General features: G+C 68.5%; 11 protein-coding genes. 4 read left to right on the plus strand and 7 right to left on the minus strand.

The features are described 5' to 3' along the window. Window positions 1-5 precede the first annotated feature (5 nt). The 3 genes from NEF64_RS17540 to NEF64_RS17550 are packed head-to-tail and all read left to right on the plus strand — an operon-like array spanning window position 6 to window position 6,564. Entirely contained in the window at window positions 6-1,949 is a 1,944-nt protein-coding gene (locus tag NEF64_RS17540) for a sialate O-acetylesterase (RefSeq protein WP_056408934.1), read from the plus strand. A 41-nt stretch (window positions 1,950-1,990) separates the two neighbouring features. Then, window positions 1,991-4,663: a glycoside hydrolase family 3 C-terminal domain-containing protein gene (locus NEF64_RS17545; RefSeq protein ID WP_156360479.1), complete on the plus strand. Its 2,673-nt coding sequence runs from the start codon at window positions 1,991-1,993 to the stop codon at window positions 4,661-4,663. Next, a complete protein-coding gene (locus NEF64_RS17550; RefSeq protein WP_031395082.1) occupies window positions 4,660-6,564 on the plus strand; it encodes an NPCBM/NEW2 domain-containing protein in 1,905 nt (634 codons plus the stop codon). Before NEF64_RS17545 ends, NEF64_RS17550 begins: the two co-directional genes overlap by 4 nt. Window positions 6,565-6,582: 18 nt before the next feature. Here the strand turns inward: NEF64_RS17550 and NEF64_RS17555 are convergent, their stop codons facing one another. The 5 genes from NEF64_RS17555 to NEF64_RS17575 form a co-directional block, all read right to left on the minus strand. Beyond that, complete coding sequence (locus tag NEF64_RS17555; protein ID WP_056408932.1) at window positions 6,583-8,148, minus strand: glycoside hydrolase family 43 protein; 1,566 nt, start codon at window positions 8,146-8,148, stop codon at window positions 6,583-6,585. Then, the gene (locus NEF64_RS17560) at window positions 8,145-9,212 is read right to left on the minus strand and encodes an alpha/beta hydrolase (RefSeq protein ID WP_031440985.1); all 1,068 of its coding nucleotides are present in this window, start codon (window positions 9,210-9,212) and stop codon (window positions 8,145-8,147) included. Before NEF64_RS17560 ends, NEF64_RS17555 begins: the two co-directional genes overlap by 4 nt. Window positions 9,213-9,263: 51 nt before the next feature. Continuing rightward, complete coding sequence (locus NEF64_RS17565) at window positions 9,264-10,895, minus strand: alpha-N-arabinofuranosidase (RefSeq protein ID WP_414711860.1); 1,632 nt, start codon at window positions 10,893-10,895, stop codon at window positions 9,264-9,266. Window positions 10,896-10,999: 104 nt separating this feature from the next. Beyond that, entirely contained in the window at window positions 11,000-12,439 is a 1,440-nt protein-coding gene (locus NEF64_RS17570; protein ID WP_056408930.1) for a family 43 glycosylhydrolase, read from the minus strand. Between the two features lie 43 nt (window positions 12,440-12,482). Beyond that, entirely contained in the window at window positions 12,483-13,262 is a 780-nt protein-coding gene (locus NEF64_RS17575) for an acetylxylan esterase (protein ID WP_200912209.1), read from the minus strand. Between the two features lie 226 nt (window positions 13,263-13,488). On the opposite strand from NEF64_RS17575, the gene NEF64_RS17580 reads away from it, so the two are divergent. Next, window positions 13,489-16,095 (plus strand): glycoside hydrolase family 9 protein, encoded by a 2,607-nt coding sequence (locus NEF64_RS17580; protein ID WP_082447036.1) that lies wholly within the window; start codon window positions 13,489-13,491, stop codon window positions 16,093-16,095. Window positions 16,096-16,114: 19 nt separating this feature from the next. On the opposite strand, the gene NEF64_RS17585 is transcribed toward NEF64_RS17580, so the two are convergent. After that, window positions 16,115-17,182 carry a 5-(carboxyamino)imidazole ribonucleotide synthase gene (locus NEF64_RS17585; RefSeq protein WP_056408928.1) on the minus strand — a complete coding sequence of 356 codons (1,068 nt, stop codon included), beginning with the start codon at window positions 17,180-17,182 and terminating at the stop codon, window positions 16,115-16,117. A gap of 11 nt (window positions 17,183-17,193) precedes the next feature. After that, window positions 17,194-17,649 carry a 5-(carboxyamino)imidazole ribonucleotide mutase gene (gene purE, locus NEF64_RS17590; protein ID WP_056408927.1) on the minus strand — a complete coding sequence of 152 codons (456 nt, stop codon included), beginning with the start codon at window positions 17,647-17,649 and terminating at the stop codon, window positions 17,194-17,196. Window positions 17,650-17,693: the final 44 nt, after the last annotated feature.

Raw genomic sequence — 17,693 nt, forward strand, 5'->3', positions numbered from 1 at the left:
GAATCATGCAACGCCTGCCCGTGCGTCTCGCCTTCGCCGTCCTTCTCGCCAGCAGCGCGTCCGCCGCGCTGGCCGCCCCGCGCCTCGACGGCGTGCTGACCGATCACGCGGTGATCCAGCGGGGTCAGCCGATCGCGCTGTCCGGCGACGCCGCGGCGGGGGAGACGGTGATGATTACGCTCGCGGGGCGTTCGGTCACGGCAAAGGCGGACCGGGCCGGCCGCTTCGCCGCGGAGCTGCCCGCGCTCGACGCCGGCGGTCCCTATGATCTGACGATCGCGGCGCAGAGCGGTGCGGCGGTGCTGCACGATGTGTTGATCGGCGATGTCTATCTCTGCTCCGGCCAGAGCAACATGGAACTGGCGGTCAGCGAGGCGCAGGACCTGATCCCCGACGCGCATGCACCCGTCGACCCCAGCCTGCGCCTGCTGACCATCCCGAAGCGCGCCGCCGCGACGCCCGTCGCGCGGCTCGACGATGCGGTGCGCTGGACCGTCGCCGGCCCGACGAGCCAGCCCGCCTTCTCCGCGGCCTGCTTCTATATGGCGCAGGCGCTCCGGCGGAGCGCGGCCGTACCGATCGGCGCGATCCATTCGAGCTGGGGCGGGTCGCGGATCAGCGCGTGGATGAGCGATCCCGCGCTGCGGCAGGCGGGGCTCGGCGACCAGGCGGATCTGCTGGCGCTCTATGCGCGCGATTTCGCGGCGGCGAACCGGCGTGCGATGACGCTGTGGGAGACATGGTGGCGGACCGGATCGGGCGACGCCGTCGGCCGCGAGCCGTGGCGGCCCGGCGCAGCGCTCGACTGGCAGGCGGTGCCCGCGATGACCAATTTCGAGACCTGGGGCATCGCCGACCTCGCCAGCTACAACGGCATGCTGTGGTATCAGCGCAGCGTCGAGATCACCGCCGAACAGGCGCGCGGTCCCGCCACGCTCGTGCTGGGGACGATCGACGATGCCGACCGGACCTGGGTGAACGGAGTCGGTGTCGGTGGCAGCAGCCTCGCCGCACAATCGCGCGTCTATGCGCTGCCCGTCGGCACGCTGAAGGCCGGGCGCAACGTCATCACCGTCAACGACGACGACGTCTATGCCTATGGCGGGATGACCGGTCCTGCGGACACGATGCGGATCACCTTCGGGGACGGGAGCAGCGTGCCGCTCGGCGACGGCTGGCGCTATGCGAAGGCACAGCGGATCGCGGGTTCCGCCCCCCGGGTGCCGTGGGACGACATCAACGGCGCCGGGACGCTCTACAATGCGATGATCGCGCCGCTCGGTCGGACGCGCGTCGCCGGGATCGCCTGGTATCAGGGCGAGTCCGACACCGGCATACCGGGCTATGATCAGCGTCTCACCGCGCTGATCGCCGACTGGCGCACGCGTCTCGGCAGCCCGCAGGCCGGCTTCGCCATCGCCCAGCTCGCTGGCTACGGCGCACCGTCCTTTGCGCCAGGCGAGAGCGGCTGGGCCACCGTGCGCGATGCACAACGTCGCGTCGCCGCCGCGGATCGCCACGCCGGCGTCGCGGTCACGCTCGACATCGGCGATGCGCTCGACATCCATCCGGGTGAAAAACATGCGGTGGGGCAACGCCTTGCCCAGGTCATGCGGGCGACGGTCTATGGCGAACGGATCGCACCCTCGGGCCCGGCCCTCGCCCGTGCGCAGCGTGCCGCCGGTGGTGGCGTCGCGCTCGACTTTTCCGGCGTGACCGGCGCGCTGCACGCAAAGAGCGCACGCGAGGCGATCGGGTTCGAGCTGTGCGGTGCCGCCGCCGCAAGCTGTCGCTACGCATCCGGCACGGTCGTCGGCTCGCAGGTGACGCTGCCCGGCGACGGCCAGCCCGTCACGCGGGTCCGCTATGCCTGGTCGGACGCGCCCGCGATCAACCTGGTCGACGATGCGGGGCTGCCCGTTGGCCCGTTCGAAACACCGATATCGTGATGCGACCGCTGCGGCATCCTGCGACCATGGGGAATACGATGATGCGCACGACTATGATGCCCACCCGGCGCGCGGCGATCGGCCCGTCGCTTGCGCTTGCAATCGCGCTCGTCGCGGCCCCGGTCGCTGCGCAGACCAGCCCGACCGCGCCCGACCAGGCCACGGTCATGGCAACCGCGCTCGTCGCGCAGCTGCGCGCGGACGAGAAGCTGCCGCAACTGCTCAACGTCGCGCCCGCAATCCCGCGGCTCGACATTCCGGCCTATAACTGGTGGACGGAATCGCTCCACGGCGCGCTGGGGCCGATCGCGACGACCAATTTTCCCGAGCCGATCGGTCTGGCCGCCAGCTTCGATGCGCCGCTCGTCCAGGCGGTGGCAGGCGCAATCAGCACCGAGGTCCGCGGGCTCCACACGCTGGCGCGCGAAACCGGGCGGGTCGGGCATATCGGCACCGGGCTCGACAGCTGGTCCCCCAACATCAACATCTTCCGCGATCCGCGCTGGGGGCGCGGCCAGGAAACCTATGGCGAGGATCCAGTCCTGACCGCCGCGATGGGCGTCGCCTTCGTCCGTGGCCTGCAGGGCCCCGATCCCGAGCGCCCGCACGTCATCGCCACGCCGAAGCATTTCGCCGTCCACAGCGGGCCGGAAGCCACGCGACACCAAGCCAATGTCTATGTCTCCGCGCACGACCTTGAGGATACGTTCCTGCCGGCGTTCCGCGCGGCAATCGTCGACGGACAGGCGGGGTCGGTCATGTGCGCCTATAACCGCATCGATGGCCAGCCCGCCTGTGCCAGTGACCCGCTGCTCAAGACGCATCTGCGCGGCGCCTGGGGGTTTTCGGGCTATGTCGTGTCCGATTGCGACGCGGTGAAGGACATTGCCGACAACCACAAATATGCCCCTGACGGCGCGGCCGCGGTCGCCGCGGCGCTGCGCGCGGGTGTCGACAATGAATGCAGCGGCGATACGCTGAGCGACACGGCGGGGCTCGACGCCCGCTATCGCACCGCGTTGCAGCACGACCTCGTCACCCAGGCCGATATCGATCGCAGCCTCGTCCGCCTGTTCGCGGCGCGCTACCGCACTGGCGATCTGCCCGGTCTGGCCGGCGCGCCCGCGGCGGTACCGGTCGACGCGGTCGGAGCCGCCGAACATCGCCGGCTCGCGCTGACTGCAGCCGAACGGTCGATGGTATTGCTGAAGAATGACGGCGTCCTGCCGCTGCGCGCCGGGACGAAGGTCGCGGTGATCGGGCCGCTGGGCGACGCGACACGCGTGTTGCGCGGCAATTACGCATCGCCCTTGTCGGGACCGCCGGTCTCGATCCTCGAAGGTCTGCGCACGACGCTCGGCGCCGAGCGGATCACGCTGGTCCCGTTCGGCGAATCAGTCACCGACGGCGACCGCGTTCCGACCACCGCGCTGCAGACCCCCGACGGCAAGCCGGGCGTGCTCGCGCGCTATTACAACCCGGTCACTCCGCTGCCGATCGCTTTTGCCCCCGGCACGCGCGACGCGATCGTCGCGGCGGTGCGCTATCGGGACACCCCCGTCGTGACCCGGATCGAACCCGATGTCGGCGACCGTCAGCTCGCGCTGGCCGGGGTCGCCGAAGTGCACCGTACAATCCGGACCGGATTCCTCATCCCCCCCGAAACCGGCAGCTATCGCCTCGGCCTGTCGGGCGCGGGCGGCGTGCTGGAAGTCGACGGGGTGGTCGTGTCGGACCGTCGCAAGGCCCGCTGGAACGATCTGCCCGGAATGAAGACGCTCACGCTCACCGCCGGGCGACGCTACCGCATCGAGATCGACGGCGGTGGCGGCGATCTCGTCTGGAAACGCGTATCGGACGATCCGACCGCCGCGCTGAAACGCGCCGCTGCGGCCGCCGACATCGTCGTCGCGGTCGTCGGCCTCACATCCGATCTCGAAGCCGAGGAAACCGGCGTCAGCGTTCCGGGCTTTGCCGGCGGCGACAAGACCACGCTCGACCTTCCCGCCGACCAGATCGCGATGCTCGAACAGGCACGCGCCGCGGGCAAGCCGATCGTGCTGGTCGCGATGAACGGCAGCCCGATCAATCTCGCCTGGGCCAGGGATCATGCCGCCGCCATCCTCGAGGCCTGGTATCCGGGCGAACAGGGCGGGCTCGCCGCGGCGAATATCCTGACCGGCCGGACCAATCCGTCGGGCCGGCTGCCGCTGACCTTCTACCGCAGCGTCGCGGATCTGCCGCCGTTCGGCGACTATGCGATGGCCGGACGTACCTATCGCTATTTCACCGGCACGCCGGTCTATCCGTTCGGGGCGGGGCTCAGCTACACGCGCTTCGCCTATGACGCGATCCGGGTCGAACCTGCGCCGGGCGGCGCGGAGACCGGCATCCGTGTCACCGCGCGGCTCCGCAATATCGGCAAGCGCGCAGGCGCCGAAGTCGCGCAGCTCTACCTCGATTTCCCCGACCGGCCCGGCACGCCGCGGATCGCACTGCGCGGATTTCGCCGCGTCGACCTCAACCCCGGAGAAGCCCGCATGCTCAGCTTCGACCTGTCGCCGCGCGACCTGAGTTCGGTCGCGCTCGACGGCACGCGATCAGTCGCTGCCGGCACGTACCGCGTGACGCTGGGGTCGGGCCAGCCCGGCACCGGCGTTCCGGGCGCGACGACAAGCTTCACCACGCGCGCCTCCGCGGCGTTGCCACTATGATCGCCCGCTCGGCCCTGCTGCTCGGCACCGCGCTCGCATTCGCCGGTGCCCCCGCCTCGCCCGCCTACGCCGCCCCGCGCGATCCGCTTGCGGCGACCGGCCGGTGGAGCGCGAACGCGGATGGCCACGCCCCCGTCCCGCCGATGGGCTGGAATTCGTGGAACGCGTTCAACAGCGATGTCGACGAGGAGAAGGTGCTCGCCTCCGCGCAGGCGCTGGTCGACACGAAGCTGGCAACACTCGGCTATCGCTACGTCAATATCGACGATGGCTGGTGGCTGAAGCGCCGCCAGCCCGACGGGCGGATGATCATCCGCACCAGCCATTTCCCGTCTGCGGCGACCGGCGCCGACACCAGCTTCCGCCCGCTCACCGACCGGCTCCACGCGATGGGGCTGAAGGCCGGGATCTATTCGGACATCGGCCGCAACAGCTGCGGCCAGATCTACACCCCGGATTTCAAGAACCAGCCCGAAGGCAGCGTCGCCGAACGCGAAGTCGGGCTCTACGGCCATGTCGATCAGGACATGAAGACCTATTTCCGCGACTGGAATTTCGATTTCATCAAGGTCGATGCCTGCGGTATCCGGGGGCTGCCCGCGGACGCGCCGCGCGTGCGATCGGGCATGTATCGCGCGCTGCCGCCGCTGGTCGACATGCAGTCGCTTGGTCAGTCCGACGTCGCGGGTATCCGCCGTCTCTACGAAGATGTCGGGGCGGCGATCCGCGCCGAGGCGGCGGGACGGCCCTATGTCTATTCGCTGTGTCTCTGGGGCGCGGGCGACGTGCGCGCCTGGGGCAAGGACGTCGGCAACACCTCGCGCACCAGCGACGACATCCAGCCGCTCTGGCCGCGCATGCTGACCAACATGGACACCGTGACGCACCGTGCGCTCTATGCGCATCCCGGGTCGTGGAACGACGCCGACATGCTGTTCGTCGGGTCGGGCGATTTCGATCGCAGCCATCTCGTCGAGGCGCGGGCGCATTTCACGCTCTGGGCGATGCTGACCTCGCCGCTGATCATCGGCTATGACCTGCGCAAGCTGACGCCCGATCTGCTCGCGATCTTCGGCAATGCCGACATCGTCGCGCTGAACCAGGACCCGGCCGGCAACCAGGCGGTGCTCGCCTATGACTCGGACGAGGTGCAGATCCTCGTCAAGACGCTGGCCGACGGCAGCAAGGGCGTCGCGGTCGTCAACCGGACCGCGCAGCCCGCCAAGGCAACGCTGACCGCCGAGCATCTCAAGCTGCGCCCCGATACCGATGTCCGGTTGCGCGACCTGTGGAGCAAGGCGGACAGCAGCTTCCGCAAGGATATGGCCCTGTCGCTGGCCCCGCACGAGACGCGCGTGTTCCGCGCCGCGGGCATACGGCGCCTTGCCGACGGGCTCTATCTTTCCGAGCAGACCGGACGCGTCAATCCGGCGGTCGACGGGGTGGCGTCGCCCCAGGCCGATCCAACCATCCACCATTCGATCACCCCCTGGATCGGCACGCACGGGCCTGGCGAGCATCCGCAATATGGCGGCTGGGGCGGGGCCGAGGCGGACCGGGCCCCCTATGGCAAGCTGCTGCGGATCGCCGGGACGGACTTCGACACGGGGCTCGGCGTGCTCGGCCAGTCGCGTCTCGAGGTGCGCAACGCCGGGTTCACGCGCTTCGCAACGAAGGTCGGCGTCAACGATTCTGGCACCCCCAAGGCAGGCACGATCACGTTCGAGGTCTGGGGCGACGGGCGCCTGCTCGCGACCTCCCCGGCGATGGCGTTCGGCATGGCCGCCGCGCCGCTGCGCGCGGACATCAAGGGCGTGCGGATCGTCGAACTCGTCGCCCGCGGCAGCACCTCGACCGCGACGCAGCCCGTCGCCTGGGCGGAGGCGGCGCTGCTGCGATAGGCTGCGACCGGCCTTCGCCTATCGTGGCGCGCCGCCCGACGGTGTCAGTCGCGAAAGGCGGAAGCTGTCGATGTCGATCCAGCCCTCGCTGCGGGCGGGCGCGTAGCAGAACAGCGCGAACTGCTCACCTTGGAACGTGCCCGTCTGCCATGCGAAGGCGAGCGGGAAGTCACCGCCGAGCCCGGTCCAGCGAACACCGTCCGCGCTATAGGCGACCCGGCCCCGGCTCGTCGTGAAATCCATGTCGGTGCGCAGCCACAGTGTATTACCCTGCGGCAGGTCGGTGGTGGCACGCGTTTCGGTCTGCGCGCCCTCGACCCGGTCGGTCGTCACTTCCATCGCGACCCGTGCCCGGCGGTTCGCGTCGCGCGTCACGGTCAGGTTCGCGCTGATCTGTCCCAGCGTGCCGAAACCGCAGCGATCGCCGGGCGCCAGATGGCCGATATCCAGCTTCACCTCGCCGCGGCTCGCGGGCCCCTGCCCCTTTTGCGTCAGCGTGTTGCGCGCGGACCAGAAGCGTTCCGCCACGGTCGGGCGCAATCGCAGCCAGCCGGGGCGTGCGGCAAGCGACCAGCGGTCCGGGTCGGGATTATGGTTCCACTGCCATTGCAGCCCGAGCCGCCGCCCGCCGAAATCGTCCGACGTCGCGGGCTCGGCAAAGCGATGGCCCGCGATCGGCTTGGCCGCCTGACGCGGCACGCGGCCTGGCACGGCGGGCGTCCCCCAGATCGGCCAGTCGTCGCGCCAGAAGACCGGGCTGATATTGGTCATCCGCCCGATCGCGCCGCTATCCTCCATCACGAACCCGAACCAGCGCCCGTCCGGCAGATCGACCAGCGCACCCTGATGCCCACCGGTCGTGTCGTCGATCTGGTCGCGGGTTTCCCACGGCCCGAACAGGCTGTGCGACCGCGATACGGAGAGCGCGAGCCGGGGCGGCAGCGCGTTGAACAGATAGTAATAATCGCCACGCCGCAGCAGCTTCGACCCTTCGGCCCCCTTGATATAATGGATCTTGCGTGATGCCGTGACGTGCGCGAGCGCACGGTCTAGCGTCAGTAGCGTGATCGTCCCGTCGGCGGTGCTCGCGGTGGCGAGATAGGCGCGGCCGTCGGGCTCGATGAACAGGCCGGGATCGAACGCCTGGCGATCGAGCTCATGGTAGCGCCACGGGCCGCGCACGTCGCTGGCATACCAGATTCGCGTATTCTGCCCGACCGGCGTGTTCGCCAGATAATAGGTGCCCGCGTGATAGCGCAGGCTCGAGGCATAGAGCCCCTTGCGATAGGCATTGCCGCCGACCAGGTCATATTGCGGCCGACCCTCGAGACGCGCCACCAGATGCGACGTGATCGTCCAGTTCACCAGGTCGCGACTGTGCAGGATCGTAATCCCCGGCGTGTTCGCAAAGGTCGTCGACGCGAAATAATAGTCGCGGCCGACGCGGATGATGTCGGGATCCGGATAGTCCGCATAGAGCACCGGGTTGCGGTAGCTGCCATCGCCCTGATCCGATCGCCAGACCTGCGCCGAGGCCGCGGTCGCGAAGAGCAGGGCTGCGGCGATTGCCGATCCCGCCTTCATTTGCCGAACGCCAGCGCGCGCGCGAAGAACGGCATCATCTGGTCCTGCACGCGTCCCGCGACGCCACTGGTATGATCGCCCGGATAGAGGGCGAAGCGGTTGGCGATGCCGTAGCGGTCGAGCGCCTCGTGGAATTTGACCGCGTCGTCCTTCAATCCGTCGCGGTCGCCCACGTCGATCCCGATCGCGGCATAGCGGCGCAGGTCGCCGGCATATTGGTCGAGCATGGCGAGCGGGGCGTTGGCGGCCCAGCGCGCGGTCACGTCGGGCTGGGGCTGGCCGTCCTTGACCGGCAGGTCGAGATAGAGCGGCGGGGCCTTGGGATTGGGCGACCAGGCGGCGGCGGTCGCGAGTTGCGCCCGTACGCCCCAGGGCAGCGTCGCGCCGTCCGCAGGCGACTTCAGCGCCCGGATCGTGGCCTCGATCGCCGCATCGGGGGTGCCCAGCGCGCGCGTCGACAGGCAGCAGGGGCTCATCATGTAAAGCGCGCCGAAAATATCGGCATGCTTCATCCCGATCCGTGCGGTGCCATAGCCGCCCATCGAATGCCCCGCGAGGCCGCGACTGCGCCGATCCGCGATCGTCCGGTAATGTGCGTCGACATAGGCCACCAGGTCGTGCGCGACGAAGCGCTCGAAATCGCCCACCGTCACTGACCGCGAATAGAAGGAGCCGTTGTGCACCGTCTTGCTGTCGGGCAGCACGACGATCATTTCGCGGACGCCCCTGGCGAACGCCCCCTCGATGGTCTGCGGCACATGGATCTCGCCGATCCATTGCTCCACGCCGATCGAATAGCCGTGCAGCGCATAGACCACGGGATAGCGTTTGCCCGGACTGGTCCGGTAGCCGGGCGGGAGGATGACGATGACCGCGCGGTCGGGACTATTCCCCTCCAGATTGCCGGTGATGGCGGGGGAATGGACGGTGATGCGCTCGACCGTGACGGCCTTCGCGCCTGCCACGACCGCGGGCGCCGGGGTCTTCACCTGCGCGCCCGTACTCCCGATCGATGCCAGCCCCAGCGCCGCACCCAACAGCCACGTTCCACCACGACTCCGCATCGCATCCCCCATCCATCGTCACTGCCGAACACGTCATGCCCGGCCGGCCGGTCAGCGCAGATCGAGCACCAGCACCGACTTTGCCGGGACGGTCACGCTGAGCGTCCCGCCCGCGATCCGGGCATCGGCAAAGGGCTGCGGGGTCACCGCATCCGGCGAATCGAAGCTGTTATGCGCGTCCATCGTCGGACCGGTGACGATCCGGCCGCTCGCCTGGGTCGCCTGCAACCCCGTCATCGCGACCGAGACCGGCATCGCCCGATTGGGGTCGAGGTTGACCAGCGCGACATGCACTTGCCCCGCCGCGTCACGCACCGCGGACGCGCTGACCGCGGGCACCGCCACCTCGTCCTTGTGATACCAAGGCGAGGTCAGCGTGATTGGCAACGACGTCGCGCCCTGCCACGGCTTGTACAGGTCGAACACCCAATAGGTCGGCGTCTTCACCATCCTGGCGCCGTCGGTCAGCAGCATCGCCTGCAGCACGTTCACCATCTGCGCGATCGCCGCCATCTTCACCCGGTCGGCATGGCGCGCGAAGATGTTGATGTTAAGCCCCGCGACGACCGCATCGCGCACCGAATTCTGTTGCTCGAGAAAGCCCGGATTGCTGCCCGGCGTCGGGTCATACCATGTCCCCCATTCGTCGACCGCGAGCATCACGCGCTTGGCGGGATCATATTTGTCCATGATCGCCGAATGCTTGGTGATGAACTCCTCCATCTGCAGCGTGTGCGCCATGGTGCTTGCCCATTCGCGCTCGGCAAAGCCCAGCGCTGGCCCCTTGTCGGCCCAGTTCTTGTCGCGCGGACGCGTGTAATAATGCAGCGCGAGCCCGTCGATATTCTTGCCGGCGATGCGCATCATCGCCTCGGTCCATTCATAGTTGGAATCGCTCGGGCCGCTCGCGATCTTGAGCATCGGGCCGTTGGCGGACTTGGCGAACTGGGCATAGCGGTTGGTCAGATCGGCGGCATATTCCGCACGCATGTTGCCGCCGCAGCCCCATAGTTCGTTGCCGATGCCGAGATACTGGATCTTCCACGGCGCGGCGTGACCGTTGCGCTCGCGCTCCTTGGCCAGCACCGTGGTACCCTGCGGCGCGGTCATGTATTCGACCCATTGCGCGGTCTCGGCAGGCGGCGCGCTGCCGACATTGGCCGAGACATAGGTGCTGCCGCCCAGCCGGTCCATCAGCCCGAAATATTCGTGCGTGCCGAAGCTGTTATCCTCGTTGACGCCGCCCCAGTTGGTATTGACCTTGGTCGGCCGCGCCTTGGTCGCGCCGATCCCGTCACGCCAGTGATATTCGTCGGCAAAACAGCCACCGGGCCAGCGCACCATCGGCACGTTGATCGCCTTCATCGCCGCGAGCACGTCGCGCCGATAGCCGCCGTCATTGGGAATTCGCGAGTTCTTGCCGACCCAGATGCCGCCATAGATGCCATGACCGAGATGCTCGGCAAACTGCCCGAACACGTCGCGGTGGATCTGTGGGCCGGGCTTGTCGGCCTGCAATGTCGCACTGGCCGTCTCCGCCGACAGGGTCTGCGCTGCGGCGCCGCCGGAGAGCGCCGTGCCGGCAAGGATCAGCGGCGCGAGCAGCGACGCGGCGGTGATGCGTCCCACGCGACGAGGGCGGATGGCGCACGACCGTGCGAGGCGAGGACTGATCCGGTTCATGCTCTCCCTTTCGGCCCCTTGGCGAGGCCCCGTCTTTTGAAGTTAATAGTAGGAGTAGTCGACTCTACGCATCCGTCAACTCCGCTCGGCGACCGACGGCCGTGTCAGGGGCGCTTGAACGTCCACCGTCCCGCCGGGCTTGCCGGATCGAATGCCGCAAGCGTCGGCGTGCTCGCACCGATCGCGACCAGCGCCAGATCGCGCTCGTCGCCCGGCACGGCTTTCGGTTTGATCCGGTAACTGCCGTCGGTGAGCTGATCGATCTGCCATATGGGCTCGGCGCCTGCGGTGGCGGCGGTGATCGTCTCGACCTCCCCGTTCGGGGTGGCGGCGAGCATGCGCGACGTGCCTGCGATCGCGATCCGGTAATAGGGGGCGCCGAAATAGCCCCCCGCCGCGGGCACCGGCGTAATCGTCCACAACTGATGCGGCCGCACCAGATAGTCCGCCAGATCCACCCGGATCCGCCCGCGTGGCCAGTCGGCAGCATCCTGTGCCAGCGTCTGGTCGGGGATCGGCCCGACCGGATCGGTCGCGGCGGCCATGAAACTGCGGCGGACGTCGAACGGAATGCGGACGATATCGGTCGCCAGACTCAGGGCATAGCCGCTGCGCTCGGAGGCGATCTCATAGGTGCCTGGCGCCACCGTCTCGCCCACGACCGGCCAGCCGTCCGTCCACCGCAGGGGTTCGATCGCAAGGACGCTCCGACCGCTGCGATCCATGTCGGCTTCATAATGCAGCGACAGTTTCTCGACCCCGCCGGCGAGCGCGATCCGTCCGAAATGCCCCGGTCCGATGCGGCGGCCGCGCGCGCTGACGACCATCTTGCCGCCGCCCCGCAACAGCGGGATCCCCATATGATCGACATACGGGCCAAGCGGGCTGCGGGAGCGGCCTACGCGGATATGATAGGTCGAATTGGGCCCGTCGCAGCACGTGCCATGCGTGCCCAGCAGATAATAATAGCCGTCGCGATACAGCATCGCGGTGGCCTCCATGTCGATCGCCACGTCGACGGGCACGTTGCCCGCCATGCGCAGTCCCGTCTTCGGGTCGAGTTCGATCATCCGGATCGGGCCGAAATAGGTGCCGTAGGTCAGCCACAGCCGGCCCTTGGCGTAGAGAAACGCAGGATCGATCGCATCCGCGGTCTCGACCCCGTCGCTCGACGCGACGACGCCGATGTCGTGGAACTTGAAGCGCGGCGATGCGGGATCGAGCGACAGCGTCCACATCATCTTGACCTGGCTGGCGTGGCCGCCCCCCATGCCCCCGCCGCCGACCGCATAGGCGACGTAATAGCGGTCGCCGATCTGGATGACGTCGGGCGCCACCCCGCCGCCCGGCCGCTCGGGGCCGCCACGCCAGGTCCAGCCGTCGTCGGACACCAGCCCGCCGCCGCGGGTGCCGAACGTGTAATATTTCCCGTCCGACAGCGTGACGGTCGAGGGATCGTGAATGAAGGGTTCGCCCGCCAGTTGCGCGGCGGCGGGCGCTGCGCCCGCAAACCCCAGGCACACCGCGATCAGTCCACACCGCATCCGGGTCCCTCCCTGTTGCCGATCCGCGGTAGCGCGACGGGGGCTATCGAACATGGGTCGTCAGATCGGTGATCGGACGGCCGGCTTCGTCGACGAAGCGGACGCAGAAGCTGCTCAGCCCGGGGCCGTTGATCACCGCGCCGCGGATGACGTTGCGTCCCTTGCGCAGCGTCAGGCGATCCGACAGCACGTCGTCCATCACCATGCGACGGTCGTTGAACAGCCCGACCGCCTCGGTGCCGTTCAGCCACCAGATCGATGCCGCATTCGAACCGACCGCCAGGCGGACGTCGCGCTGCTCGCGGGGGCTGTCGACGATCGTCACCGCCCAGAATATCACGCCATAGGTCGGCGCCCCCAGTGCCTTGGCGAAGTCGAACAGCTTGACGTCGAACCCCTTTGAACCAAGTGCATGCCAGCGCAGTGGAGCGGCGGCCTTTTCGACCTGCCCGTCCCTCGGGATTGCGGCCGGCGACCCTGGCAAAGATGCGGTCAAGGCCTGCCGGACATAGGTGGCGGTAAAGCCGGTGTTCGTGCGATTGGGTTTCGCGATCGGTTCGAGCAATAACCAGCGGCGCAGAAAGCCGTCGCGGTCGGGCGTCGTCGCCGCGTTCGACACCGCCGTGAAATATGGCGCCAGCGCGGGTGGTATCGGTCTGGCCGCAGTCTGGGGATCCGCCACGGCGGTGATTGCGTTCGAACCCGGCGTCGCCAAGGGCTCCGCCGCCGTGCCGGGCGACAGGCCTGCCAGCAACGGCACGCATGCCCAGTGCACAAGCGATCCCCGCGATGCGCGACTTCGATCGGTGATGAGCCCCGTCATCTCTCTCCCTCCGCCACGGCATCGGGTCGATCCACCGGCGCCTTCGCCCGATGCCTGCCCTGCTCGTAAGGCGGGAACGTAAGTCGATACCGCTATCATGTCCAGCCGCGTATCGGCTGGCTTTCCAAGGCCTGATGACATGGTAGCGCCGTCGAAAGTTAGCGCTATAGTCTGAGTAAGAATGACCGGTCAGCGACCGGCGACATTGGGACGTGGGAGAGGGTATATGACGGGAACAGCTTGGTTTTGCCTGCTGGGGACACTGGTTTCGACCGCAACGCCCGACGTGGCGCGTGCACTAGCACGCGACGCCGCAGCCCCACAGGATGCCACCGCACGACCACGCATAGCCGCTGCCCGCACAGGTCGGGCCGCGCGCCCGGATCCGGCCGCACCGACGCTTGGCGAGGCGGGCTATTACGAGGCGCCGGCCGTCAACGTGCTGGTCTTCTCGAACTGGTATGACGGGCTGTTCGCCGATTCGAAGATCAGCGGCGTCGAGATCATCCAGCAGGGCGAACGGATCGCAACCAATGGCGATGTGCGCCTGTCCGCCACGCCGGGGCAATGGGATGCAACCGCCCGTTTTGTCGACCGGCAGGTCGATCGCGCTGCCGGCACCGTCACCGTCACGCTCGAATATCCCGATTATAACTGGCGATACCGGATCCGCTCCTCGACCAAGGGCGCGGCCGTCGCGCTGGCGGTGATCCTCGACGCGCCGGTCCCCGCAGCGCTCGCGGGCAAGGCGGGATTCAACCTCGAATTCCTCCCCGCCGCCTATTTCCACCACGGCTATATCGCCGACGATCGCAGCGGCGTCTTCCCGCTGCACCCCGCCGACACGATGACCGCGACGCCACAGCGCAATGCGGCGAGCGGTCGCGCCGAGGGGCCTGGCGCAGAGCCGAACGCCATCGCGCAGGGCACCCGCTTCGTCCTCGCGCCGGAGGATCCCGCCCGCCGCGTGACGATCCGGTCGAGCGCGCCGGTGCAGCTGTTCGACGGTCGTACTCAGGCGCAGAATGGCTGGTTCGTGCTCCGCTCGCTCCTCCCCGCCGGGCGGACCGGCACCGTGCTCGAATGGGAGGTCCAGCCGAACAGCGTCCCGGGCTGGCTACGCGCGCCCGTGATCGCGCATTCGCAGCTCGGCTATGCCCCCGGCGCACGCAAGGTCGCGACGATCGAGCTCGATCGCAACGATCGCACGACGGCACCGGCGCGCCTGCTGCGGGTCGGCGCCGATGGCAGCACGACCACGGTCAAGACCGCACCGGCGACCCGCTGGGGCGACTATCTGCGCTACAGCTACCGGCAGCTCGATTTCAGCGACGTCCGCCAGCCCGGGCTCTACATGCTCGAATATGGCGCGACGCGCACCGCGCCGTTCCGCATCGCCGACGACGTCTATGCAGGCGCATGGCATCCGACCCTCGACGTCTACTTCCCCGTCGCGATGGATCACATGTACGTGAACGAGGGCTATCGCGTGTGGCATGGCGACGCGCATCGTGACGATGCGCGCCAGGCGCCGCTGAACCACGAGCATATCGACCTGTACGCGCAGGGGCCGACCACCGATACGAAGTACAAGCCGGGGGAGCACATCCCCGGTCTCGCGGTCGGCGGCTGGTTCGACGCGGGCGATTTCGACATCCGTACCCAGTCGCAATATCAGGTCGTCCGGTCGCTGGTCGACACCTGGGAACGGTGGCGCCCGACGCGCGACACGACCGCGGTCGACTGGACCCGCCGCCGGACCGAGATCCACGTCCCCGACGGCACGCCCGATCTGCTCCAGCAGATCCGCCATGGCACGCTCCAGCTGGTTGCCCAGTTCGATGCGGTCGGCCATGCGATCCACGGCATCGTCGAGCCCGACGTCGCGCAATATACGCATCTCGGCGACGCATCGACCAAGACCGACGGGCTGATCCATGATCCGGCGCTGAAGCTCGGCGAGGAACGCGGTGGCCGCAGCGGGACGCCCGACGATCGCTGGGCCTTCACGACCAAGGCGTCGGCGCTCAACTATGGCTCGATCGCCGCGCTTGCCGCCGCATCGCGCTCTCTTGGCGAAGCCGATCCGACGCTGGCCAAGACGGCGCTGGGAATCGCGACGCGCATCTGGGCGGAGGAGCAGACGCATGCCCCCGACCTGTACCAGCATGGCAACACCACCGGTGGCCCGCTCGACTCGGAGCGGTTTGCCGCCGCTGTCGAGTTGCTGCGCACGACCCGCGACCCGCGCTATGCCACCGCGGTCCAGACGCTATGGCCGGCGATGGAGCGGCGCTTCGCGTTCAACCTGCGCGACGCCGTCGCCGCGATCCCGCTCATGCCGCAAAGCTATCGCGAGGGCATGATCCCCGCGGTCCGCGCCTATGCGGCGGCGACGGTCAAGGCGGCCGCGGCAAACCCGTTCGGCGTGCCGATCACGACGGGCGGTTGGGCCGGAAGCGGCACGGTGATCGCGGGTGCGCTAAACGCCTATGCGCTGCACAAGGCGTTTCCCGAGATCATGCCCGCCGATCCGGTGTTCCGCGGTGCGGAGTTCCTGCTGGGGCATCACCCCGGTTCGGACATCTCGTTCGTGTCGGGCGTCGGGACACGATCCAAGGAGGTCGCCTACGGCAACAACCGCGCTGACTTCTCGTTCATCGCCGGCGGCGTGGTACCGGGCGTCCTGATCGTGAAGCCCGATTTCCCCGAAAATCACGAGGACTGGCCGTTCTTCTGGGGCGAGAATGAATATGTCATCCCCGAAGGCGCGATGTGGATCGAACTGGCGCACGCAATGCAGGATCTTGCGGGCAAGCCCCCGGCGAAGTGACGCGCAGCGGGTGCCGCGCCTAGCGCCGCACCCGCGTGACGTGACCCATCTTGCGGCCGGGCCGCGCCGTCCCCTTGCCGTAGAGGTGGAGATGCGCGCCCGGTTCGGCGAGCAGATCCCGCCAGCGATCCACGTCGCTGCCGATCAGGTTCTCCATCGTCGCCTCGCGCCCGGTCAGCGTCGGCGCGCCGAGCGGCAGGCCGCAGATCGCGCGGATATGGTTCTCGAACTGCGAGCATTCGGCGCCCTCGATCGTCCAGTGCCCCGAATTATGCACGCGCGGCGCCATCTCGTTGAACACCGGGCCGTCCGCGCCGACGAAGAATTCGCACGCCAGCACGCCGACATAGTCGAGCTCGGTCGCGATCCGCTCGGCGAGCGCCGCCGCCTCGTCCGTCTGCGCCAGCACGGCGGCGGGCGCGGGCACGGTAGAGTACCGCAGGATCGCATCGCGGTGGAGGTTGAGCGGCGGCGCGTAGCGGACGATGCTGCCATCCAGCCCGCGCGCGATCAAGATCGAGAATTCATGCTCGAACGGCACGAACGCCTCGAGCACCGCGGGGCCGCCGATTGCATCCCAGGCGTCCTGCGCACCCTCGGGCGCGTCAATCTTCACCTGCCCCTTGCCGTCATAGCCGAACCGCGCCGTCTTGAGCACCGCGGGCGTTCCGACCCGCGCCAGCCCCTCATGCAGGCTCGCGAGACTGTCGACCGCCGCCCATTTCGCGGGCCGTCCGCCAACGCTCTCGACGAAGCGCTTCTCACCGATCCGCTCCTGCGCCACGCGCAAGGCGCGCGGGCTCGGATGCACGGGCACGCGGTCGGCGAGCCATTCGACCGGCTCGACCGCGATATTCTCGAATTCATAGGTCACCACGTCGCAGGCGTCGGCGAAATCGGCGAGCACGATCCGGTTGTGATAATCGGCGCGCGTCATCGTCGAGGCGGACTGCGCGGCGACGCTTTCCTGGTCGGGGGCGAGCACATGCGTGTGATAGCCGAGCTGCGCCGCGGCGGTGGCAAGCATCCGGCCGAGCTGACCTCCGCCAAGGATGCCGATGGTCGATCCGGGGGGAAGCGGCGTCATGTCGGCGTCTTTCAGGCTGGGTCGGTGGCGACGGAGTCGGTCTGCGCGGCGCGCCAGGCTTTCAGCCGCTCGGCCAACGCGTCGTCGGCGGTCGCGAGGATCGCCGCGGCGAGCAGCCCCGCGTTGATCGCACCCGGCTTGCCGATCGCCAGCGTGCCGACCGGGATGCCGCCGGGCATCTGGACGATCGACAGCAGGCTATCCATGCCCTTCAGCGCCTTGGATTCGACCGGCACGCCGAGCACCGGCAGGTGCGTCATCGAGGCCGCCATGCCGGGCAGATGCGCCGCGCCGCCCGCGCCCGCGATCACGACCTTCAGGCCCCGATCGGCGGCGGTGGTCGCATAGTCGTAAAGCCGCTGCGGCGTACGATGCGCGGACACGACCCTGGTCTCGTACGCGACACCGAGCGCATCGAGCGTCTCGGCGGTGTGGCGCATCGTCTCCCAGTCGGAGGTGCTGCCCATGATGATGCCGACTAATGCCACGGTGGCCCCCAGATCCAAGGAGC

Source organism: Sphingomonas aerolata (genome assembly GCF_023935825.1).
In the GTDB taxonomy this organism is placed as follows: Bacteria; Pseudomonadota; Alphaproteobacteria; order Sphingomonadales; family Sphingomonadaceae; genus Sphingomonas; species Sphingomonas aerolata.